The sequence below is a fragment of the Marinobacterium alkalitolerans genome (assembly GCF_017776525.1).
GTDB lineage: Bacteria > Pseudomonadota > Gammaproteobacteria > Pseudomonadales > Balneatricaceae > Marinobacterium > Marinobacterium alkalitolerans.
Genome location: NZ_JACVEW010000021.1, coordinates 40593 through 61703, shown reverse-complemented (window position 1 = coordinate 61703; position 21111 = coordinate 40593). Strand labels below are relative to the sequence as shown.

20 protein-coding genes are annotated in these 21111 nt (G+C 59.0%); 13 read left to right on the top strand and 7 right to left on the bottom strand.

Features of this window, described 5'->3' with window-relative positions:
- Positions 1-605: 605 nt before the first annotated feature.
- The gene (gene pyrE, locus H9C73_RS12960) at positions 606-1250 is read right to left on the bottom strand and encodes an orotate phosphoribosyltransferase (protein WP_209288321.1); all 645 of its coding nucleotides are present in this window, start codon (positions 1248-1250) and stop codon (positions 606-608) included.
- A 170-nt stretch (positions 1251-1420) separates the two neighbouring features.
- Between pyrE and H9C73_RS12955 the strand changes: the two genes are divergently transcribed.
- The gene (locus H9C73_RS12955) at positions 1421-2194 is read left to right on the top strand and encodes an exodeoxyribonuclease III (protein WP_209288320.1); all 774 of its coding nucleotides are present in this window, start codon (positions 1421-1423) and stop codon (positions 2192-2194) included.
- Between the two features lie 41 nt (positions 2195-2235).
- Here H9C73_RS12955 and rph read toward each other — a convergent pair whose 3' ends face one another.
- Positions 2236-3006 carry a ribonuclease PH gene (gene rph / locus H9C73_RS12950; protein WP_328797981.1) on the bottom strand — a complete coding sequence of 257 codons (771 nt, stop codon included), beginning with the start codon at positions 3004-3006 and terminating at the stop codon, positions 2236-2238.
- 98 nt (positions 3007-3104) lie between these two features.
- Here rph and H9C73_RS12945 point away from each other — a divergent pair, with 98 nt between their 5' ends.
- The 8 genes from H9C73_RS12945 (at position 3105) to spoT (ending at position 10906) form a co-directional block, all read left to right on the top strand.
- Complete coding sequence (locus H9C73_RS12945; RefSeq protein WP_209288319.1) at positions 3105-3968, top strand: YicC/YloC family endoribonuclease; 864 nt, start codon at positions 3105-3107, stop codon at positions 3966-3968.
- A gap of 350 nt (positions 3969-4318) precedes the next feature.
- Complete coding sequence (locus H9C73_RS12940; protein WP_209288318.1) at positions 4319-5338, top strand: TRAP transporter substrate-binding protein; 1020 nt, start codon at positions 4319-4321, stop codon at positions 5336-5338.
- Positions 5339-5388: 50 nt separating this feature from the next.
- On the top strand, positions 5389-5964 hold the full coding sequence (locus tag H9C73_RS12935; RefSeq protein WP_209288317.1) for a TRAP transporter small permease: 576 nt from the start codon (positions 5389-5391) through the stop codon (positions 5962-5964).
- Between the two features lie 30 nt (positions 5965-5994).
- Positions 5995-7278 (top strand): TRAP transporter large permease, encoded by a 1284-nt coding sequence (locus tag H9C73_RS12930; RefSeq protein WP_209288316.1) that lies wholly within the window; start codon positions 5995-5997, stop codon positions 7276-7278.
- A 29-nt stretch (positions 7279-7307) separates the two neighbouring features.
- Complete coding sequence (locus tag H9C73_RS12925) at positions 7308-7748, top strand: universal stress protein (RefSeq protein WP_209288315.1); 441 nt, start codon at positions 7308-7310, stop codon at positions 7746-7748.
- A gap of 57 nt (positions 7749-7805) precedes the next feature.
- Positions 7806-8432, top strand: a complete 627-nt coding sequence (gmk, locus tag H9C73_RS12920) for a guanylate kinase (protein ID WP_209288314.1) — start codon at positions 7806-7808, stop codon at positions 8430-8432.
- Between the two features lie 55 nt (positions 8433-8487).
- Positions 8488-8700: a DNA-directed RNA polymerase subunit omega gene (rpoZ, locus tag H9C73_RS12915; RefSeq protein WP_209288313.1), complete on the top strand. Its 213-nt coding sequence runs from the start codon at positions 8488-8490 to the stop codon at positions 8698-8700.
- 82 nt (positions 8701-8782) lie between these two features.
- Entirely contained in the window at positions 8783-10906 is a 2124-nt protein-coding gene (gene spoT / locus H9C73_RS12910; protein ID WP_209288312.1) for a bifunctional GTP diphosphokinase/guanosine-3',5'-bis pyrophosphate 3'-pyrophosphohydrolase, read from the top strand.
- A gap of 4 nt (positions 10907-10910) precedes the next feature.
- Here spoT and ggt read toward each other — a convergent pair whose 3' ends face one another.
- Positions 10911-12656, bottom strand: coding sequence for a gamma-glutamyltransferase (gene ggt, locus H9C73_RS12905; RefSeq protein ID WP_209288311.1), 1746 nt, complete (start codon positions 12654-12656; stop codon positions 10911-10913).
- Between the two features lie 248 nt (positions 12657-12904).
- Here ggt and H9C73_RS12900 point away from each other — a divergent pair, with 248 nt between their 5' ends.
- Entirely contained in the window at positions 12905-14221 is a 1317-nt protein-coding gene (locus H9C73_RS12900; RefSeq protein WP_236014271.1) for an HDOD domain-containing protein, read from the top strand.
- A 2-nt stretch (positions 14222-14223) separates the two neighbouring features.
- On the opposite strand, the gene H9C73_RS12895 is transcribed toward H9C73_RS12900, so the two are convergent.
- Positions 14224-16149 carry an ATP-binding cassette domain-containing protein gene (locus H9C73_RS12895; protein WP_209288310.1) on the bottom strand — a complete coding sequence of 642 codons (1926 nt, stop codon included), beginning with the start codon at positions 16147-16149 and terminating at the stop codon, positions 14224-14226.
- A gap of 19 nt (positions 16150-16168) precedes the next feature.
- Between H9C73_RS12895 and H9C73_RS12890 the strand changes: the two genes are divergently transcribed.
- Positions 16169-16666, top strand: coding sequence for a TIGR02444 family protein (locus H9C73_RS12890; RefSeq protein WP_209288309.1), 498 nt, complete (start codon positions 16169-16171; stop codon positions 16664-16666).
- Between the two features lie 70 nt (positions 16667-16736).
- A complete protein-coding gene (locus H9C73_RS12885; protein ID WP_209288322.1) occupies positions 16737-17447 on the top strand; it encodes an FKBP-type peptidyl-prolyl cis-trans isomerase in 711 nt (236 codons plus the stop codon).
- Between the two features lie 49 nt (positions 17448-17496).
- Here H9C73_RS12885 and H9C73_RS12880 read toward each other — a convergent pair whose 3' ends face one another.
- Positions 17497-18477 carry a WD40 repeat domain-containing protein gene (locus H9C73_RS12880; RefSeq protein WP_236014270.1) on the bottom strand — a complete coding sequence of 327 codons (981 nt, stop codon included), beginning with the start codon at positions 18475-18477 and terminating at the stop codon, positions 17497-17499.
- 2 nt (positions 18478-18479) lie between these two features.
- Positions 18480-18953 carry a sigma D regulator gene (gene rsd / locus H9C73_RS12875; RefSeq protein WP_209288307.1) on the bottom strand — a complete coding sequence of 158 codons (474 nt, stop codon included), beginning with the start codon at positions 18951-18953 and terminating at the stop codon, positions 18480-18482.
- Between the two features lie 133 nt (positions 18954-19086).
- Between rsd and H9C73_RS12870 the strand changes: the two genes are divergently transcribed.
- On the top strand, positions 19087-19488 hold the full coding sequence (locus H9C73_RS12870) for a flagellar basal body-associated FliL family protein (protein WP_209288306.1): 402 nt from the start codon (positions 19087-19089) through the stop codon (positions 19486-19488).
- A gap of 3 nt (positions 19489-19491) precedes the next feature.
- On the opposite strand, the gene gshA is transcribed toward H9C73_RS12870, so the two are convergent.
- Positions 19492-21054 (bottom strand): glutamate--cysteine ligase, encoded by a 1563-nt coding sequence (gshA, locus tag H9C73_RS12865; protein WP_209288305.1) that lies wholly within the window; start codon positions 21052-21054, stop codon positions 19492-19494.
- Positions 21055-21111 lie beyond the last annotated feature (57 nt).

Below are 21111 nucleotides of genomic sequence, written 5' to 3'. Positions count from 1 at the left end.
CCATGTGAGAGTAGGTCATCGCCAAGCATTTAATTAAGTGAAAACCCCGGTCTCGTTGAGGCCGGGGTTTTTGCGTTTTAGCTGGAAGAAAAAACTGAGCCGAAGGGATGAGCGATCGCCGACCAAGGGTGAATGACCTGCTCACACGACATATGTTATCCACGGCTTACAAGGATGCCTGGATTGAGCGAGCTGTGGATGGTTTTAACAGGGGCGGGCTCATTCACCGCAACGGTCTGCACGAAAATCGCCTGTGGATAGGTGGCTACCAGGTGAGTACGGCTTGCAGGTCTCGGTAGCGTCCGGTGTGCGTTGTGCAGGACGTAAGGCAAGGGTGAGAGTGCTTCAGGCTCAGAGGTGATGCGCCGGGTTGAACAGCGCAGCGTAACGAAGCTGTGGATAAACACTGAGGCTTGAGACGAAATGAAGGGCCCCGACGCATCCCTTGCCCGGGGGCCCTGTCACTGACATCCGTGTCAGCCGCTGCACGGTCCTGTGCAGGCTAGAGGCTCGCTTCCATTCAACGTGTCACTCCCTGTGAACCTCTAGTGCATGGTAGCCATGCGTTGTCTGAGGGTATATAGGAAAAACTCCTAAAATCGGCGTCAGGCGACACCGTACTGCGCACGATAAGCCTGGATAGCCTCGAGCTCCGCTTCCATGTTGCCCTGTTCTTTCAGGTACTCGGCCAGATCGTTCAGCGTGATGATGCTGATAACCGGCATATTGTAGTCGCGTTCGACTTCCTGAATTGCAGAGAGCTCCGCCTTGCCCTTTTCCTGACGGTCCAGCGCAATCAATGTGGCGGCAGGGGTTGCACCGGCCTGTTCGATGATCGCCATCACCTCACGAATGGCGGTCCCGGCCGTAATGACATCGTCGATAATCAGTACGCGGCCTTCCAGGGGAGCACCTACCAGATTGCCGCCTTCACCATGGTCCTTGGCTTCCTTGCGGTTGAACACATAGGGCACATCCTGGTCATAGTCGTTGGCCAGTGCGACGCTGGTCGCGGCGGCAAGAGGAATACCCTTGTAGGCCGGGCCGAGCATGACATCGTACTCAATACCCGCATTGTTCAGTGCAGCGGCATAGAAGCGACCAAGCTTGGCCAGTGCCTGCCCTGAGTTGAACAGGCCGGCATTGAAGAAGTAGGGGCTTTTGCGACCTGACTTGAGTGTAAATTCGCCAAAGCGGAGTACCTGTTTCTCCAGCGCAAACTTAATAAACTCTCGTTGATAATCCAGCATCAGCCTCTCCGCAGCAGTTATATTAAACGACGTAATAATACCTTTTGCGGGTTGCAGCGTGCAGCCCGGGGGTATAGAAAAATTTCAAATTCGGCACGGCACTGGGTACAATTCGCGTTTACCTTTCCATCCCAGATTCGTTCGAATACGCTCAACGGGGCTAAGACGCTATGCGTGTGATCACCTTCAATACTCAGGGTATTGAACAGGCTGCAGACAAGGGCTTTTTTGACTGGATGGTCAAACAGGATGCTGATGTTGTATGTCTGCAGAATTTGAAGGCAAAAGAGTATCAGCTGGATGGTGATCGCTATCATCCTGATGGCTACCACGCCTACTTCTTCGACGCCTTTGAAGATGGTTTCAGCGGTGTGGCGATCTACACCCGCCATCTGCCGAAGGCGATCATGACCGGGCTGGGGTTTGAACAGTGCGACTTCAACGGCCGCTTTATTCAGGCAGACTTCGACAAGGTCAGTGTCAGCTCCATGACCATCCCTTCGGGCCTGCGCAGTGAAGAAGCCCAGGCGGGCAAGATGGAGTACCTTGAGCTGTTCATGGGGCATCTGAAGAAAACCCTGCGCAAGCGCCGTGAATTTATCTTTGCGGGTACGTTCAATATCGCGCACAAGCCGGTTGATCTGAGCAACTGGTATGTGAACCAGCGTGTATCCGGTTTTCTGGCTGAAGAGCGTGAGTGGATTGAAGAAGTGCTGGGTGAAATGGGTTACGTGGATGCTTTCCGTCAGGTTAACAAGGCGGAGCGGCAGTATACCTGGTGGCCTGATTACAATCGTGCCTGGACGTTGAACGAAGGTGCACGACTCGACTACCAGGTCACGACAGCGAATCTGCGCAAGACCGTCAAGAGCGCCCGTATCTACCGCGATGAGCGCTTTTCCGAGCACGCCCCGCTCACCATCGATTACGACATCGAAATTTGAACCACAGGGCCGCCATTGACGATCATGGCGGCCCTGCTGGATCAGCCTTCCAGCGCCTGCTTCTGCAGCTCCACCAGTTCGCTGATACCCTTGCGTGCCAGTGAGAGCATCGCATTGAGCTCGTCCTGCGAGTAGGGCGCCGCTTCAGCCGTGCCCTGCACTTCGATGAAGCCATCCTTGTCGTTCATGATGACATTCATGTCGGTCTCGGCTGAGGAATCTTCGGCATAATCCAGATCCAGCACCGGCTCGCCCTTGTAGATGCCGACGGATACAGCGGCAATCATGTGCTTGATCGGGTTGCCTTTCATGGCGCCGTTTTTGTCTTTCTTGAGTACCGCGATGGCATCCATAAGCGCCACGCAGGCACCCGTGATTGAAGCGGTACGTGTGCCGCCATCGGCCTGAATGACATCACAGTCGATCGTAATGGTGTTCTCACCCAGCTTGTTCAGATCCAGCGCTGCGCGCAGGGAGCGGCCAATCAGGCGTTGAATTTCGATGGTGCGGCCACTCTGCTTGCCACGTGCGGCTTCCCGGTCAGAGCGGGTGTTGGTAGAGCGGGGCAGCATGCCGTATTCTGCGGTTACCCAGCCGGATCCACTGCCGCGCAGGAAGCGGGGCACGCCTCGATCAACGCTGGCGGTACAGATCACCTTGGTATCACCAAACTCCACCAATACCGAACCTTCTGCGTGCCGGGTGAAATTGCGGGTGATCTTGACCTCCCTCAGCTGGTCGGGCTGGCGTCCGCTGGGGCGCATTTTGTTCAGTCCTAGATTTTCCAGCTGTTCAGAAAAGCTCGAGCTCATTCGTATCTACCCTTGTCTTCATCGGCCTGTTTACGCACGGTTGTTGCCAGGCTGTTAAAATGATCACAAAGCTCAATTCTAATAGAGATCGCATCAATATGACACGAAGCATGACCGCGTTCACCCGGCAGGAAGAGCAGCATGCCTGGGGAGCCCTGACCTGGGAGCTGCGTTCTGTGAACCATCGCTATCTGGAACCGCATTTCCGCTTGCCGGACTCGCTGCGGGATATCGAAGGCGTGCTGCGTGAACGTCTGCGAAAACGCATCAGCCGGGGCAAGGTGGAAGCCACCCTGAGGTTTGTACCTGAGCAGTCCCAGGCCAGTTTGCAGATTGATCACCGTCGTCTTGAGGAGGTCGCGGCCGCCACACGCCAGCTCAGCCAGACAGGGCTTGAGCTGCAGGGGGTCAATCCTCTCGAGCTGCTGGCCTGGCCGGGTGTGGTGGTCGAAAACGCACTGGATATGGCGTTGATCCGAAAAGCGGCAACAGCCCTGTTCGACAAGGCGCTGGACGACCTGATTGCCGGCCGTGAGCGTGAGGGGGATGAGCTGAAACAGCTGATCCATGCGCGCCTGCAGGGGGTCAGTCAGACGGTTGCGGATGTACGGCAGCTGATGCCGGAGATTCTCAAGGCGCAGCGTAACAGCCTCAAGCAGAAATTGGCTGATCTGAGTGCCGAGCTGGATCCGGCCCGCCTGGAGCAGGAGATTGTGCTGATTGCGCAAAAGGCAGATGTTGATGAAGAACTGGATCGGCTGGATACGCATGTGCAGGAAGTGTACCGCGTGCTGGAGCAGTCAGGCCCGGTCGGGCGACGGCTGGACTTCCTGATGCAGGAGCTGAACCGGGAAGCCAATACCCTGTCGTCCAAATCAATCGTGGCCAATACCACCCGAAGTGCCGTCGAGCTGAAGGTTCTGATCGAGCAGATGCGCGAGCAGATCCAGAACATCGAATAGCGGCTCATACACACTCCCTGCCTTCAGACTGAGCCGATGCGTCGGCTCACGTTTCCAATTCCTGTTCTACACTGCTTCTAGAACGGCGCTCAGCTTGCGGCAATAGTTTTCATTGCGATGCTATTTAATGAGCCGGGATCTGAAGTCGCCGACAGGGCGTAAACGCCTGACAGCGCCAATTGGCTGGCATTTTTGAGGGCTATTGAGATGATTTTCCTAAAAAAAACGCCATTTTTTTGAAATGATATCAATAGATATGCTAAACATTTGGCTTGTGTGTAAGCTCTAAGGCACTGGTCACACTCTCTGAAAGGGAAGCAGTGCAATCAATTGAAGATTGGAGATCTGATATGACAAAGCTGAAAAAACTGGTGGGCGCCTGCACGGTTGCAATGGCCACACTGGGTGCAACGATGACAGCGGAAGCCGCTACCTGGCGTTACGCTTTCGAAGAGGCCATCACTGACGTGCAGGGCGTTTTCGCAACCAAGTTCAAAGAGCACATTGAAGCCAACTCCGATCACAGCATTCAGCTGTTCCCCTACGGTACGCTGGGTGAATCAGCCGACATCATGGAACAGACTCAGGCTGGCCTGTTGCAGTTCGTTGACCAGTCGCCCGGTTTTACCGGCTCCCTGATCCCGGAAGCACAGATTTTCTTCATCCCTTACCTGCTGCCGGAAACGCATGCTGCGCTGGATCACTTCTTCCGCAACAGCAAGGCGATCAACGAAGACTTCAAGGAAACCTACGCTGAACACGGCCTGGAACTGCTGAAAATGTTCCCTGAAGGTGAAGTGGTCGTGACCACTCAGGAGCCGTTCGACAAGCCGGCGGACCTGGATGGCGTGAAGGTGCGTGTCATGACCAACCCGCTGCTGGTTGAGTCCTACAAGGCCTTCGGTGCGACGCCGACACCGCTGCCCTGGGGTGAAGTATACGGTGGTCTCCAGACCAACATCATTCAGGGTCAGGAAAACCCGCTGTTCTGGGTTGAGTCAGCCAAGATGTATGAGGTGACCGACGTCATCACATTCACCGGCCACAACAACTTCACTACAGCCGTCATGGCGAACAAGAACTTCTATGATGGCCTGCCGGCAGAAGATCAGAAGCTGGTGCAGGACGCGATGGATAGCGCCTTCAACTACATCATGGAATACCAGAAAGGTCTGGGTGAACGCTCGCTGGAGAAAATCCTGGAGCAGAAGCCTGAAATGGAAGTCGTACGCTTGACTGAAGAGCAGCGTCAGCCGTTCCGTGATGCTGCACAGGAAGTTGAGAAGAAGTTTATCGAAATGACCGGCGACAGCGGCCAGGCGCTGCTGGAGCAGTTCAAGAAGGACCTCAAAGCCGCTCAGGCTCAGTAATGCTGCTCCGAGGGCTGGCATGATGCCGGCCCTCGTACAAGGTGACATTCATGTCCGATAACCAATCGATGAGGCATGAGTCGACATTGCCCGGCCCCCTGGGCTGGATCGATGCCTGGCTCGGACGTGCCGAAGCGCTGATGCTGGGGGCGGGTGTGCTCCTGATGGCGTTTAACACAGTGGCCAACGTGGTAGGTCGCTTCGTGTTCCAGAACAGCCTTTTCTTTACCGAAGAGGTCAACCGAATTCTGATCGTTATGATCACCTTTGCCGGCATAGGATATGCGGCCCGTCATGGCCGGCACATTCGCATGTCTGCCATTTTTGATGCCCTGCCTACCTCTGCCCGCAAATGGATGATGGTGTTTATCGCCTTCGTCACGGCGATGGTGATGTTTGCACTGACCTTTTTCTCAGTGCGCTATATCGGCAGCGTTGCAGATTCGGGGCGAATCCTGCCGTCGCTGCAAATTCCCGTCTGGTGGATTTTCCTCTGGGTGCCGCTCGGGTTGGCGGTTACGGGCATCCAGTACCTGTTGACGGCCCTGAAGAACCTGGTGTCACGAGATGTGTACCTCTCGACCCAGGTCCTGGACGGGTATGATGATGATGAAACCGAGGTCTGAGCCCGGCCTCGGCTGTACAGGAGTACGCACATGACAGCCATTATGGTCAGCACAATGATAGTGCTGTTGCTTCTGGGCTTTCCAATGATGATTCCGCTGATCGTGGCGGCCTTCATTGGTTTCTACTCGATGTTCGGCGGTTTTGATCAGATGAACTTCATGATTCAACAGTTCATGGCGGGCATCCGGCCTGCTTCGCTGATCGCCGTGCCCATGTTCATTCTGGCTGCCGATATCATGACGCGAGGCCACTCCGCCGACCGGCTGATCGAAATGGTGATGAAGTTCATTGGCCATGTAAAAGGGGGCCTCGCCATCAGTACGGCCACGGCCTGTACCCTGTTTGGTGCAGTTTCCGGCTCTACTCAGGCAACGGTTGTGGCTGTCGGCTCGCCACTGCGCCCCAAAATGCTCAAGGCGGGCTACAAGGACAACTTCGTCCTGGCGTTGATCATCAACTCCAGTGACATTGCCTTCCTGATTCCGCCCAGTATCGGCATGATCATTTACGGGGTGGTTTCAAATACCTCCATTTCCGAACTGTTCATTGCCGGTATCGGGCCGGGCCTGCTTATTCTGGGCATGTTCGCCCTCTACAGCTATATCTACGCCACCATCCACAAGGTCCCGACGGAAGAGAAAGCCACCTGGAGCGAGCGCTGGGCCTCAGTGCGCAACGCCATCTGGCCGCTGGGTTTCCCCGTGATCATCGTGGGCGGTATCTATGGCGGCATCTTCAGCCCGACGGAGGCTGCCGCCGTCTGTGTGCTCTATGCCGTGATCCTCGAGTTTATCGTCTTCCGTGCGCTCAAGCCGGTTGAACTGTACAAGATTGCCAAATCGACAGGGCTGATTACCGCGGTTGTATTCATTCTGGTGGCAGCGGGTGCCTCGTTCTCCTGGATCATCTCCTTTGCCCAGATTCCGCAAACCATTCTGGGATCCATTGGGTTGGCCGAGGCCAGTCCCACCGGTGTACTGATCGCGATTTCAATTGCGTTCTTTATCGGCTGCATGTTCGTGGACCCGATTGTTGTCATTCTGGTGCTGGTGCCGATTTTTGCTCCGGTGGTGGAGTCGGCCGGTCTGGATCCGGTCCTGGTCGGGGTCTTGATCACCCTTCAGGTGGCCATTGGGTCTGCCACGCCGCCATTCGGCTGTGACATCTTTACGGCGATCGCGATCTTCAAGCGGCCCTACATGGAAGTGATTCGGGGGACTCCGCCTTTTGTGTTCATGCTGGTACTGGCAGCAGCGATGTTGATCATGTTCCCGCAGATTGCACTTTTCCTGCGTGACCTGGCCTTCAAGTAAGGCCGGTCACGCGCGACCATGGAGAGACTATGTTCAAGCGAATCCTGGTGCCGGTCGACGGTTCCGTGAAAGCGCTGGAGGCGCTGGATAAAGCGGTTGAGCTGCAGAAGCTGACCCACGCCGAAATCATGCTGCTCTGTGTGTTCAAGCACCACAGTCTGTTTGAAGCCTCGCTGACCACGTTGCGTCCCGAGGACATGCAGATTCCGGATGATGCGCTGCGCCAATATGCGCGTGAGGTCGTGGATCATGCACGTGAGCATGCTTCGAAGCACCATGCCGAGCGCTTGCGCGGCTTTGTCAAAGCCGGTCGTCCTTCGCGCACCATCATTCACTTCGCCCGGGAGAAAGATGTGGATCTGATCGTCATGGGCAGCCGTGGTACCTCGGGTGATGTGGATGGCATGTTGATGGGGAGCGTCTCCCAGCGCGTGGCCGGCCATGCTCACTGTCCGGTGCTGGTGGTTTGATCACACTCAGCCCTCGGGCTATAGTGCGCGCTTTGGCTGACAGCTTCGGAAAGATCGATGACTCAACTCGCCGGTACCCTTTATATTCTCTCTGCACCTTCCGGTGCGGGTAAAACCAGCCTGGTAAAAGCCCTGTTGCAGCAGGATCAGCAGGTCGTAGTTTCCGTCTCCCATACCACGCGCGCCATGCGGCCGGGTGAGCAGGACGGCGTGGACTACAACTTTGTCACCATGGACGCCTTCAATGCCCTGATCGAAGAAGGGCAGTTTCTGGAATATGCAGAGGTCTTCGGCAACAAGTACGGCACCTCCCAGCAGTGGGTCCGTGACCAGCTTCGGGCCGGTCTGGACGTGATCCTGGAGATCGACTGGCAGGGAGCCGAGCAGGTGCGCCACCTGATGCCTGAAGCGGTCACCGTCTTTATTCTGCCACCCAGTCGTGCGGCACTGCGGGAACGTTTGAACGCACGTGGCCAGGACAGCGAAGAGGTGATCGCGGGCCGCATGGCCGAGGCGACCAGTGAAATGAGCCACTACCCCGAATATGACTACCTCCTGATCAATGACGACTTTGAGCAGGCGCTGGATCAATTGGCGAGCTTGTTCAAGGCACGTCGCTTGCGCCAGCAGGTTCAGCAGCAAAAGCAGGCCGACCTGCTGGCCGAGCTATTGTCTGAGGGCTGAAACCCCCGTAAACTATCCTGTCATTTTATTGGTACCAACCCTGTTCGAGGTCGCAATGGCACGAGTAACCGTTGAAGATTGTCTGGAAAACGTTGATAACCGCTTTGAGCTGGTGATGGTTGCGTCCAAGCGTGCGCGCCAGATCGCCGTAGGTGGCCAGGACCCGAAGGTCGAGTGGGAAAACGACAAGCCGACCGTGGTCGCACTGCGTGAAATCGCAGAAAATCTGGTCGACCAGACCGCTATGGACGATCAGGAACAGGCCTGATCTTTTCCTGAAGCCCGCAATACGGCATCATCAGGGGTGAACGGTCGGCGCGTGCCGACCCTTGATCCCAAGCGGAGACGTGATGCCGACGATAGACGCCCTTTCACATCGCCTTGAGCACTATCTGAACAATGATCAGATAGCGCGCGTACGGCGTGCCTACTTTTATGCCGAGCAGGCGCACGACGGCCAGCGGCGTAAGAGTGGTGAACCCTATGTGACCCACCCTCTGGCGGTCGCCAATGTGCTGGCCGGCATGCACATGGACCATCAAAGCCTGATGGCGGCCATGCTGCACGACGTGATTGAAGATACCGAAATCGACTATGGCGGTATTGAGAGCCAGTTCGGTACGACCGTTGCCGATATCGTGGATGGCGTCTCCAAGCTGACCCACCTGGAATTTGAAACCAAGGCCGAGGCACAGGCGGAAAACTTCCAGAAAATGGTGCTGGCGATGGCGGAGGATATCCGCGTCATTCTGGTCAAGCTGGCAGACCGGCTGCACAACATGCGTACGCTGGGGGCCATGCGCCCGGACAAGCAGCGCCGCATTGCCCGCGAAACGCTGGATATCTACTCACCGATCGCGGCACGTCTTGGGATGCGTGACCTGCAGGTTGAGCTTGAGGATCTGGCTTTCCAGTCCTACTACCCCATGCGGGCCAAACGTATCCGCCGAGCGGTGGTCCACGCCCGTGGCCAGCGCAAGGACATCATCGAGCAGGTCCGTGAGACCATGCAGGCCCGGCTCAATCAGGAAGGCCTGAGCGGCGAGGTGAGCGGTCGAGAGAAACACCTGTACAGCATCTATCGCAAGATGAAGGTCCAGCGCAAGGCCTTTGCCGACATCATGGACGTGTTTGCGTTCAGGGTCGTGACCGACTCGGTCGATGACTGCTATCGCATTCTGGGGGCCGTGCATAACCTCTACAAGCCGGTCCCGGGCGGGTTCAAGGACTATATCGCCATTCCCAAGGCGAACGGTTACCAGTCGCTGCATACCGTGCTGTTTGGCGCGCGCGGCATGACCATTGAGGTACAGATCCGCACCCGTGACATGGATGCGGTGGCCAGTCAGGGCATTGCCGAGCACAGCCACTACAAGGTGAAGGGCAGCACTGAAACGGCACTGGGATCCTACAACCGGGCGCGGAAATGGGTACAGGGGCTGCTGGAGATGCAGCAGAACGCCGGTGACTCCATGGAGTTCATCGAGAACGTGAAGAAAGACCTGTTCCCGGACGAAGTGTATATCTTCACCCCCAAGGGACGCATACTCGAGCTGCCCCGTGGGGCGACGCCGGTGGATTTCGCGTACGCGGTCCATACGGATATCGGCAACTCCTGTGTCTCCTGTCGTATCAATCGACGCCTGGCACCGCTCTCGGAGCCGCTGCAAAGTGGTCAGACGGTAGAAATCATCACCACACCCAGAGCCCAGCCCAACATGGCCTGGCTGAATTTCGTGGTGACCGGCAAGGCGCGCAGCAGTATCCGTCATTTCCTGAAAAGCCAGCAGCGAAACGAATCGATCGAGCTGGGACGCCGCCTGCTGACCCAGTTCCTGGGCAACTATAGTGCTACGCTGGACGATGTTGATCAGGAGGCGCTGCAGCAGTTGCTGCATGAAGCGGACTTCGCTTCGCTGGATGATCTGCTGGAAGATATCGGCATGGGCAACCGCATGGCCTACGTGGTCGCACGCCGGTTGCGGCCCGAGTCCAGCGAGGATGAGGCACTGGATACGGAAGGGCCCGGACGCCCGCTCGCCATTCGTGGCACCGAAGGCATGGTGATGCAATACGCCCGCTGCTGTCACCCGATTCCGGGCGACGCCATTATCGGCCATATCAGCAGTGGACGTGGGCTGGTGGTACACCGTACCGAGTGCCGCAATATCGGCTACCTGCGCGATAACCCCGAAAAGACCATCTATCTGGAGTGGTCCGACCCGGAAAACAACGACGAGGAGTTTGTGGTGGGACTCTTGCTGGAAGTGGAGTCGCAGCGCGGCATCATCGCCAATCTGGCAACCGAGGCGGCCAATATGGGCGCCAACCTGCTGAAGATCGACAGTGGTGAACGTGATGGCCAGCTATGCAGCGTGCAGATGGAGCTGACCGTCTTCAACCGTGTGCATCTGGCGCGAGTGATTCGCAAGCTGCGCAACCTGAGCACCGTTAATCATATCCACCGGCAATAGGGGATTATTCCCCCATTGCCTGACCTTCCCGCCGGGGGTCCACACCGGACTCCCAGCGCCCATCCGGCTGCCTGCGTATGACATGCAGCCCTGAGTTCAGGTCACGTACCCGAATCTGATGCCCGCGTGCTTCCAGTGCGCTGCGCAGCTGTTCGGCGCTGGTGCCTGCTTCCAGCTCGGTTTGGCCGTTGCGGTTACTCACATGCCCCTGTGCCAGCAGTGTCTGCAGGGACTGGTCGCTGTGCAGCATGCGCAGCAGTGTCTCGGCTACATAGTTGATAATCCGACTGCCACCGGGTGAACCCAGCGCGGCGACCGGCTCCCCTTCCGTATTGAGCACGATAACCGGCGCCATGGAACTGCGCGGACGCTTGCCGGGCTGAACCCGGTTTGCCACCGGCCGTCCTTCCTGTTCCGGTACAAAGGAGAAGTCGGTCAGCTGATTATTGAGCAGGAAGCCGCCGGCCATCAGGGTCGAACCAAAGGCCATTTCGATACTGGTGGTCATGGATACCAGGTTGCCGTTCCGGTCGCGGACCACGAAGTGGCTGGTGGACGGCAACTCAGGGGACTGGTCATCGGCTCGTTCCAGCGGTTCAGGGGTGCCGGCAACGGCTTCACCCATATCGGTTTGCGGCTGGATCAGGCGTGCCCGCTGGCCGAGATAGTCATCCGACAGCAGGCCCTCAACCGGCACGTCCACGAAGTCACTGTCGGCCAGATAACGGGCCCGATCGGCATAGGCCAGTCGGCTGGCCTGGGTGAACAGGTGACTGAAGTCGGCGGGTTTGGACAGGGGAGCGAGCTCAAAGCCTTCCAGCAATCCCAGTATCTGCAGCAGCGTGACACCGCCTGAAGTCGGGGGCGGGAAGCCACAGACCTGCCACTGGTGGTAGGGGCGGCAGAGCGGCTCACGTTCACGTGGCTGGTACTCTGCCAGGTCCCGTGCCTGCAGGGTGCCCGGATTGTCATCTGCCTGTTTGAGAGCCCCCAGAATCTGCTCCACAAGAGGGCCCTGATAGAACGCATCAGCGCCCTGCTCGGCAATCAGCTCCAGAGAGTCGGCCAGCGCCGGGTTGCGGCGCAGGTAACCAACCGGAAGTGGGTTGCCTTCAGGGGTAAAAAAGTAGTCACGTGCGCCCGCATAGCGCCCCAGCCCCGGGTTGATCTCACTGGCGATCAATCGGTGCAGGCGCGGACCAACCCGGAAGCCGTCTCTGGCCTGCTGAATCGCCGGCTGCAGAGGCTGCGACCAGGGCAGGCGACCGTGTTGTGCATGAACCTGCTCCAGCATGCGCAGTACGCCCGGGGTACCCACCGAGCGCGCGCCAACCAGTGCTTCATGCCAACGCATGGGGGTGCCGTCAGGGGACAGAAACAGGTCTTGCCCTGCAGCCGCGGGGGCGGTTTCGCGGCCATCAAACGCCTGCAGGCGGCGGGCTTGAGCATCCCAGTAGAGCATGAAGGCGCCACCGCCGATACCGGAAGACTGAGGTTCCACCAGTGTCAGCATGGCCTGAATGGCCAGAGCAGCATCCGCAGCACTGCCGCCGGATTCCAGAACCTGATAACCGGCTTCAGTCGCCAGAGGGTGGGCCGTGACCACCAGCTGGTGTTGAGCCATCACCGATGCCGGTTGCTGCCATCCGGTCGCATGTTCGGGAGCCAGATTCTCGTTGACGGCGGCGGCCGGCATGCTGGCCAGCAGCAGGCTAAAGGCCAGCCCTGTCAGCAGGGGAGGTATACGCATCAATCTTTCTCCTGTGTCGATTCACCACCCGGCGTCTGGTCATCATGGCCGGCTCGAAATGCGTTCATGTCACTATAGACGCTTGTGATATCAACCGCTGCGGCGAGCGGGCGCCCTGTTAATCGGGGCTGTCGGAATCTTGATCTGTGTGAATGTATCCGGCCCCTGTTGTGCGTAGGCTAAAGTGCAGTAGTATCCTGCATACAGGCCACGAAGCCTAACCCAGTCCCGCAAGCGGAGAGAAGACCTTGTCTGTTGGAGTATCAGTTCAGCCCCTGATTGAAATGGCCGACGCCGGAATCCGGATAGTGCTGCTGCATGATCGTGCCGGTAAGCTGCTGGCGCTCCTGCCCGGACGGAAGATGCTGGATCTGTCCCGTTTGTGTCAGTTGACCGGTCGTGAACTGCAGCCGGTCAAGGGAGAGGATGCGCGCCGCTTCTTCAACCAGCCGGGTCTTCAGAGTGAAACCGGCCTGACGCAGCTGCTGTCGCTGCCGCTGGCGATTGACAGCGGCTATGCCGAGGCGGAGGTAAAGGGCTACGAGCCGCACACGGGCTGGTGCTTCAGCCTACCGCACCTGCCCCGGCATGAGCAGGCGGTACGCGGCGACTTTGCGGTGCTGCCTCAGGAGCCCCGTGAAGCGGCGGCCGGTGCGGATGATGCGGCCGTGATCACCCGTGCCGTGGAGCGATTTACCAGCCTGCGGGTCCAGCAGCGCCTTGAAGATACTCTGGGTCTGCCGGGCCTGTCGGAAACCATGCAGCTGATCGTGAAGCTGCGCTCCGACGCCGGGGCCGGGGTGGATGACCTGGTACCGGTCGTGAAGCGGGATCCGAGCCTGTCGGCTCAGGTGATGGGCTGGGCCTCTTCTCCCTACTATGCTGCTCCCGGCAAGGTACGCTCCATCGAAGACGCCATTATCCGTGTGCTGGGGTTTGATCTGGTGATCAATCTGGCGCTGGGTGTGGCCATGGGGCAGGTTCTGAAGCTGCCCGAGGATACGCCCCGGGGCTCGGTCTCCTATTGGGATCAGGCCGTGTATACCGCCACACTGTGCGAGCAGCTGGCGCGTCATGCCAAGGTGGAGCCCAAGCCGCGTCCGGGGCTGGCGTATCTGGGCGGCTTGTTGCACAACTTCGGCTATCTGGTGCTGGGACACCTGTTTCCACCGCATTTCTCGCGCTTGTCGCGCTATATCGAGGCAAACCCTCATCTGGAACAGCGGCTGGTAGAACAGGCCGTGTTGCATGTCACCCGCGAGCAGATTGGGGGCTGGCTGCTGGACAGCTGGAAGCTGCCATCTGAAGTCTGTGCTGCGGTGCGCTTTCAACAGGAACCGGAGCATGCAGATGAGGATGAGCGTATCTATGCACAGCTGATCTACCTGTCCAGCCGTTTGCTGCGCTCACGGGGGTTGAGTGATGGTCCGCATACGGCCTGCCCGCAGGGTTGGCCCGAAGCTCTGGGGCTGGATGAAGCTCAGGTAAATGCCTGTCTGGACGACCTGTGCAGCAGTGCCGACAGCCTGGCGGAGCTGTCCGGCATGTTCAAGAAGCGCGGCTGAGATCAGCCCGCTTCCAGTGACTGCTCCAGCGTTTCCAGTGCTTCCTGCTGTTCCAGCCAGTCTGCTTCGACAGCGTCCAGATCCCGGCTGACCTCGGCCTGACGCTGCAGCCACTGCTTGAGCTCGTCCTTGCGACTGTCATCGTACAGCTCGGTATCGGCCAGTGCCGTCTCGATCTCGGACTGTTGTGACTGCAGCTTTTCCATCTGCTTTTCCAGCTTCTCAACCGCCTGTCGCAGAGGACGCAGACGTGCACGCTGTTCCGCCTGTTGCCGTTTTTGCTCCTTGCGCTCGGCCGCGCTCAGAGAGCGTGCTGCGTCATCACGAACCACCGGCTTCTCCCGGGCCTGGTCATCCCGGCGCTGCTGTGCCAGCCAGCGATGGTAGTCCTCCAGATCACCCTTGAACTCTTCAATCTGTCCATCGTGTACCAGCAGGAACTGGTCCACGGTGTTTCTCAGCAGGTGTCGGTCGTGTGAGACCAGAATAAGCGCGCCTTCAAAACCCTGCAGCGCCAGCGTCAACGCATGGCGAACTTCCAGATCCAGGTGGTTGGTCGGCTCGTCCAGCAGCAACAGATTGGGCTTCTGCCAGGCGATCAGCGCCAGAGCCACCCGTGCCTTTTCGCCGCCCGAAAAACGCCCTACGGGGTCCAGTGCGTCATCACCGTTGAAGCCGAAACTGCCCAGAAAATTGCGCAGTTCCTGATCGGTTGCGTCAGGGCTGATGCGCTGCAGGTGGGTAAAGGGGGACGCTTTCATATCCAGCGCCTCCAGCTGGTGCTGGGCAAAGTAGCCAATGCGCAGGTGCTCGCCTTCCTGGCGCTGACCCGTCAGCAGCGGCAGGTCTCCCACCAGGGTTTTGATCAGAGTGGATTTGCCGGCGCCATTGGCACCGAGCAGGCCGATCCGGGTGCCCGGCAGCAGCGTCAGGGCCTGCTGCTTGAGAATGGTGCGTTCAGGGTAGCCCAGGTCCGCCTCGTTCAGGCTGAGCAGGGGCGAGGACAGCTTCTCACTGGTATCGAAGCGAAAGCTGAACGGTGAATCCACGTGGGCCGGCGCAATCTGTTCCATGCGCTCCAGCTCTTTCAGGCGGCTCTGGGCCTGCTTGGCCTTGGTAGCCTTGGCCCGAAAGCGGCGCACGAACTGCTCGATCTGCTCGACCCGGGCCTGCTGCTTCTCGAAGGCAGCCTGTTGCTGCGACAGCTTCTCGGCGCGCAGGCGCTCGAATGCAGTGTAGTTGCCCTTGTAGAGGGTCAGGCTGCGGTGTGCCTGATGCACGATATACGCGGCCACGTTGTCGAGGAAATCCCGGTCATGCGAGATCAGCAGCAGCGTGCCGGGGTACTGGCGCAGCCACTGCTCCAGCCAGATGGTCGCATCCAGATCCAGGTGGTTGGTGGGCTCGTCGAGCAGCAGCAGGTCAGACGGGCACATCAGTGCCTTGGCCAGATTCAGGCGGATGCGCCAGCCGCCGGAAAAGCTGCTGACGGGACGTTCGGCATCCCCGGGCACAAATCCCAGCCCGGCCAGCAACTGCTGAGCGCGTGCCTCGGCGCTGTAGCCGTCCAGTGCATCCAGCGCCGCATGCAACTCGCCGATGCGTTCGGCTTCGTGGCGTGCTTCCGCGTCTGCCAGTTGCGCCTGTACGGATCGCAGTTGATGGTCGCCGTCAATAACGTAGTCCAGCGCCGTCCGGTCCGTATGGCCGACCTCCTGCGCCATGTGTGCAATGCGCAGGTTGGACGGCAGCTTGAGCTCACCGGCATCGGCCTGCAGCTCACCCAGCAGCAGCTTGAACAGGGATGATTTGCCCACGCCATTGGCCCCCACAATGCCGACTTTCCAGCCGGCGTGAAGGGTCAGTGTGGTCTGCTCTAGCAACGCCTGGGCGCCGCGATGTAGGCTAAGATCTTGTATCTGAATCATGGCGGGAGATAGTACCAGTATGACACCGGAAAATCCCCTGTGGCGCTATGCACTTGAGCTGTATGCCGCACCCGATATCGAGTCGGTGTGTCTGCAGCTGCAGGCACAGGGCGCGGGGGTCAACGCGCTGCTGCTGGCGTGCTGGGCAGGTCGGCAGGGCGTGAGGCTGGGGACCGAGCAGTGGAGTCAGCTGCTGGCAGATCCCTGGCGTGAACAGGTTCTGTCTCCGCTGCGCCGGCTGCGCTACCGAGTGCGTGAACGGCGGGAACAGGACCCGGCGCTGGATGCCAGTTATCAGGCCCTGAAACAGGCCGAGCTGGCCTGTGAGCAGGCAGAGCTGATGCTGCTTCATGATCGCGTCAGCAAAATATCGCAACCAATGACCGGCCAGGAGCCGGTTGCAACACTGATGGGTGACAATCTGGCTGCCTATTGCGACCATGAGGGGGTTGCACCCGATGCAGAGTTGTTGGACGCTCTGGTCCGGGCCGCATTGCATATGCCCGAGACGGGCTGAACTTTCGACCCGACGGGTGTACTAACGCCTTGAGATGCACGCACATACACGTGAGATAAGGATAAACATGATGAGAAAAAGCATGCTGGCCATCGCCCTGGGCGGTGCTCTGATGACTGCACCGGTTGTTCAGGCCGATACGCTGGAAACCGATCAGCAGAAACTGAGCTACAGCCTGGGTCTGATTCTGGGTGAGCGACTTCAGGCTGATGTGGATGATCTGGATATCGACGCCTTTACTCAGGGTGTGGAAGCGATCTACAACGAAGAGACACCCCTGCTGGATCAGGAACAGATGGCCGCCGTAATGCAGGCATTCCAGGCGCGCAAGATGGAAGAGCAGCGTCAGGCCATGGCCGAACTGGCACAGGCCAACCTGGACAAGGGCAAGGCCTATCAGGATGACAACGCCAAGCGCGATGGCGTACAGGTGACGGATTCCGGCCTGCAGTATGAAGAGCTTGAAGCCGGTGAAGGCGCCAGTCCCAAGGCCAGTGATACGGTTAAGGTACACTACCGTGGTGAGCTGATCGACGGCACCCAGTTCGACAGCTCCTATGCCCGCAATGAGCCGGTATCCTTCCCGCTGGATGGTGTTATCCCGGGCTGGACCGAAGGCCTTCAGCTGATGAAGGAAGGTGGCAAGAGCCGTCTGGTGATTCCGGCGGAACTGGCGTACGGACCGGGTGGCATGGGCAATGCCATCGGACCCAACGAAACGCTGGTGTTCGAAGTTGAGCTGCTGGAAGTCAATCCCGAAGACGAGGCGGCAGCCGAGTAAGTCACGTTCGGGGCTGCCGAAAACCGGTTTCGGTAGCCCTGCGTTCCCCTCAGCGTAACCAGTTCACCAGGCCGTTGGTGCCAACCGCCAGCCAGCTGGCACCATCCCCGCCAAACTGCACGGCAATGACACTGGTACTGGTAGGGCCGTAGGATGCCCGCTTTTCAACCTTCCAGCGCTTCACCACTGCCTGTCGATTCAGATCCCAGAGTTCAACGGTGCCATCGGCGCGGCCGGTCAGCAGCTGGTCACTGTTGGTCGAAAAACGGGCGCTGGTATAGCTGACCCGTTTGGGAAAGAAGCTTTCATCACCGCTCAGATGAAACACGGGTTCACCGGTCTCAACGTTCCACACCAGTGCCTGGTCCAGACTGCCGGAGCTGAACGCCAGACGTCCGTTGGGTGCCAGAGCGACGGTATCGACCGTGTTGCCCAGCGTGATGCTTTGCAGTTGAACGCCGGACTCCAGATCCCAGAGGCGGGCGACATAATCATCAGCACCGGTCAGTGCGGTGCGTTCGTCACTGCTCAGGGCCACGCTGCGAATGCGGGCCGGGTGGCGCAGGCTGGAACGAATACCGCCCCGTCGAACATCGAAATAGACCGCTTCATGGTTGGCCAGCCCCAGCAGCGCATAATTGCCATCGCGTGACAGCTCTGCATCCAGAATTTCACCGGGGGAGCTCCAGAAGCCTTCTGCCGCGCCCGTAGTGACATTCCACAGCACCAGGTCCTGCGGATTGGCAGTCAGGGCGAAACGCCCACTGGGGGAGAAATCGACAGCGGGCAGCACCGTGAAGATGCCCGCCTGATGGTTCCAGTCGAACTGGCGAGCCTGCTGATCCAGATCCCAGAGGCTGCCGCCATGATTGACGGAGCCGACGACCGCGTGGGTGCCGTTCGGGGTCAGGTCGGCGGAGTAGGCCCCGCCCATTTCGGTCACTTCCAGTGTGTCCGAGGCGGAATCGGCACCCAGACCACAGCCGGTCAGCAGGCCTGCAGAGAGGATGCCCAGAAGGCAGGTGCGCATGATCACGAAGCTTCGACCAGATCCTTGTGGGCGTTGTGCAGCGTCTCGATCAGCTGATCTTCCAGCGCGAAGCGCTCTTCCAGCACTTCACCCAGTTCGGACAGATCCAGTGACAGCTGGTAGAGCTGGCGCAGCGTCGGCGCCTGCAGCTGACCATAGTTGTCGTTGAAGTCCAGCGCCTTGTCGGTGGAGGGCTGAATGCGAGGGAAGATTTCCTGCGCCTGCTCCAGGCTGCCATCGTCAAACTCGCTGCCTTCGCGCAGCAGCTGTTCGTACACTTCAAAGTGTCCGGAGGAAAGGTAATCCATCAGCAGGTCGCAGAACTCGGTCAGCGAGCTGTTCAGGGCTGCGCCGGCTTCCTGCCCCGGGATGGCCACGAACACTGAAATCAGCTGTTGGCGCTCTTCCAGCCAGTGGTCGATGATGGTGCTGACGCCGCCCCAGCGTTCTTTGGCGTTGCGACATTTCTCGAGCATGGCCTCTCCTCCTCGTTGATTGAGAACCATACTACTGCCAGCCTGACAGGGGTGCAATATGCGCCGCCGGCATGGCAGGGGGCAGGGGATGACAGGTATACTCAAGCTATTCTGAGAGAACGGGAGTAGAGCCATGGCGCGTCGCATCGCACTGATTCTGGCAATGCTGGCCAGCCTGCTGTTTCAGCCGGCACTGGCGGAAGAGGAAACGAAAGAAGATTACATCAATTACATTGAGCTCAAGCCGTTTGTCACCAACTTTGGTGGCCCGGGGCCGATCCGCTTCCTGAAAGCCGAAGTGACCATTCAGGTTGAAGACCCGGCCGCCCATCATGCCGTCAATGCGCACAAGGCCCACATCCGCAATGATCTGGTGTTCCTGTTTTCAGGGGTAATGGAAGAGGATATCGGCTCTGTGGCGGCACAGCAGGTGCTGGCCGAGCGTGCGCTGCATGCGGTACAACAGTTGCTGAAAGAAGAGACCGGTGACACCCATGTGTCCGATCTCTTCTTCACCAGTTTTGTGACTCAGTAGCCCTCAGCTGGCGACGTAGTCGGCCAGGAATTTCTCAAAGGCGGGCTGCTCGGCCTGTTCCAGTTCAAGCTGGGCCTTTAACGAGTCGGCTGCCGCCCGGGTAAAGGTATCCCGTGCCTGAGCCGTGAGCTGAGGCTGCAGTGTACGGCGGTGTTCCCGGCTCAGCGCCAGCACCCACTCACTGTGGCTCAGGCCGGAGTCGCGCAGCTGCGTCAGTACCTGTGCCGAGGGTGTCAGCTCGACCGCTTCCACTTTCTCCCGCTGTATCTCAACCGCCCGTTTGAAGGCATTGCCGCCTTCGGCCTCGTCCATCAGCTCGGCGGTGCGAGCAACCTGATCCAGAATACGATGCGCCAGCGTTTCGCGACTCTGCTCGCCTTCGCAGCTGTGCAGCTTGAGGCCCGGCTCGCGGCCACGGTTGACGATGCGTGCATGGTTCTCACCGACCCGCTGACACTCGTTATCGTCCAGGTCATCGGCACGCCCCAGCTGGCAGCTGATCAGAAAGGCGTTGATGAAGCGGGACTGCTCTTCGTCAATGCCCAGGGGCAGCAGCGGATTGATGTCGGTGTTGCGCACTTCAACGTACTCGACCCCACGGTTCATCAGCGCGTGGACCGGTTTTTCGCCGGAGGCGGTCACCCGTTTGGGGCGCACGTCACTGTAGTACTCGTTTTCAATCTGCAGCACGTTGGTGTTGAGCTGGCGGTAATGCCCATCCACGTTCACCCCGATCGTTTCATACGCCGGGTGTGAGGTGTGGATGGCGCGGTGCAGGGAGTCCGCGTAGGTATCCAGATGGTTGAAACAGATCTGCAGATCGGCCTGTGCCTTGTTGGAGTAGCCCAGATCGCTCATGCGCAGCGATGTGGCATAGGGCAGATACAGAGTGTCGCTGTTGAGCTGTTCCAGGCTGTGCGACCGTCCACCCATGAAAGAGGTGGACAGCGCCGGTGAGGCACCAAACAGGTACAACAGCAGCCAGCCGTAGCGGCGGAAGTTGCGGATCAGGCGGAAGTAGCCGGCTGACTGGAACGCCTGCAGGCTGCCCCGGTCGCCCTCCAGTGTCTGCCAGGCGGGCCAGAAGGCGTCCGGCAGGGAGAAGTTGTAGTGGATACCGGCGATGGTCTGCATCATCTTGCCGTAGCGGTATTTCAGACCCTGGCGATAGACGTGCTTGAGGCGGCCCACGTTGGAGCTGCCGTACTCGGCGATCGGAATGGCGTCTTCCGACGGAATCTCACAGGGCATGCTGGCGCACCAGAGTTCCTCATCACCCAGCTGCTCGAAGCTGAAGGCGTGTAGCTGGGTCAGGAATGCCAGTGCCTCGGCCGGTGTTTTCTGGACCGGCGTGATGAACTCCAGCAGTGCCTCTGAGTAGTCAGTGGTGATGAAGTCATGCGTCAGCGTCGATCCCAGGCCGCGAGGGTGCGGGGTCTGGGCAATTACTGCATCGGCAGTGACCCGCAGGCCTTCCTTCTCAATGCCCTGACGGGTTTGAGTCAGCAGGTCGGCATGGCCCGCGCGGGCCAGGCGATCGAGTTGGTGTTCGAGAGTTGCCAGCACCGTGTAGATTCCTGTGGTTGAGCCTGTAGGGGGCGCATTATACGTCTACGCCTCGAC

Coding starts and splice junctions, on each gene's coding strand:
- pyrE (WP_209288321.1), bottom strand. CDS start 1,250: ATGCTGGATTATCAACGAGAGTTTATTAAGTTTGCGCTGGAGAAACAG.
- H9C73_RS12955 (WP_209288320.1), top strand. CDS start 1,421: ATGCGTGTGATCACCTTCAATACTCAGGGTATTGAACAGGCTGCAGAC.
- rph (WP_328797981.1), bottom strand. CDS start 3,006: ATGAGCTCGAGCTTTTCTGAACAGCTGGAAAATCTAGGACTGAACAAA.
- H9C73_RS12945 (WP_209288319.1), top strand. CDS start 3,105: ATGACACGAAGCATGACCGCGTTCACCCGGCAGGAAGAGCAGCATGCC.
- H9C73_RS12940 (WP_209288318.1), top strand. CDS start 4,319: ATGACAAAGCTGAAAAAACTGGTGGGCGCCTGCACGGTTGCAATGGCC.
- H9C73_RS12935 (WP_209288317.1), top strand. CDS start 5,389: ATGTCCGATAACCAATCGATGAGGCATGAGTCGACATTGCCCGGCCCC.
- H9C73_RS12930 (WP_209288316.1), top strand. CDS start 5,995: ATGACAGCCATTATGGTCAGCACAATGATAGTGCTGTTGCTTCTGGGC.
- H9C73_RS12925 (WP_209288315.1), top strand. CDS start 7,308: ATGTTCAAGCGAATCCTGGTGCCGGTCGACGGTTCCGTGAAAGCGCTG.
- gmk (WP_209288314.1), top strand. CDS start 7,806: ATGACTCAACTCGCCGGTACCCTTTATATTCTCTCTGCACCTTCCGGT.
- rpoZ (WP_209288313.1), top strand. CDS start 8,488: ATGGCACGAGTAACCGTTGAAGATTGTCTGGAAAACGTTGATAACCGC.
- spoT (WP_209288312.1), top strand. CDS start 8,783: ATGCCGACGATAGACGCCCTTTCACATCGCCTTGAGCACTATCTGAAC.
- ggt (WP_209288311.1), bottom strand. CDS start 12,656: ATGCGTATACCTCCCCTGCTGACAGGGCTGGCCTTTAGCCTGCTGCTG.
- H9C73_RS12895 (WP_209288310.1), bottom strand. CDS start 16,149: ATGATTCAGATACAAGATCTTAGCCTACATCGCGGCGCCCAGGCGTTG.
- H9C73_RS12890 (WP_209288309.1), top strand. CDS start 16,169: ATGACACCGGAAAATCCCCTGTGGCGCTATGCACTTGAGCTGTATGCC.
- H9C73_RS12885 (WP_209288322.1), top strand. CDS start 16,737: ATGAGAAAAAGCATGCTGGCCATCGCCCTGGGCGGTGCTCTGATGACT.
- H9C73_RS12880 (WP_236014270.1), bottom strand. CDS start 18,477: ATGCGCACCTGCCTTCTGGGCATCCTCTCTGCAGGCCTGCTGACCGGC.
- rsd (WP_209288307.1), bottom strand. CDS start 18,953: ATGCTCGAGAAATGTCGCAACGCCAAAGAACGCTGGGGCGGCGTCAGC.
- H9C73_RS12870 (WP_209288306.1), top strand. CDS start 19,087: ATGGCGCGTCGCATCGCACTGATTCTGGCAATGCTGGCCAGCCTGCTG.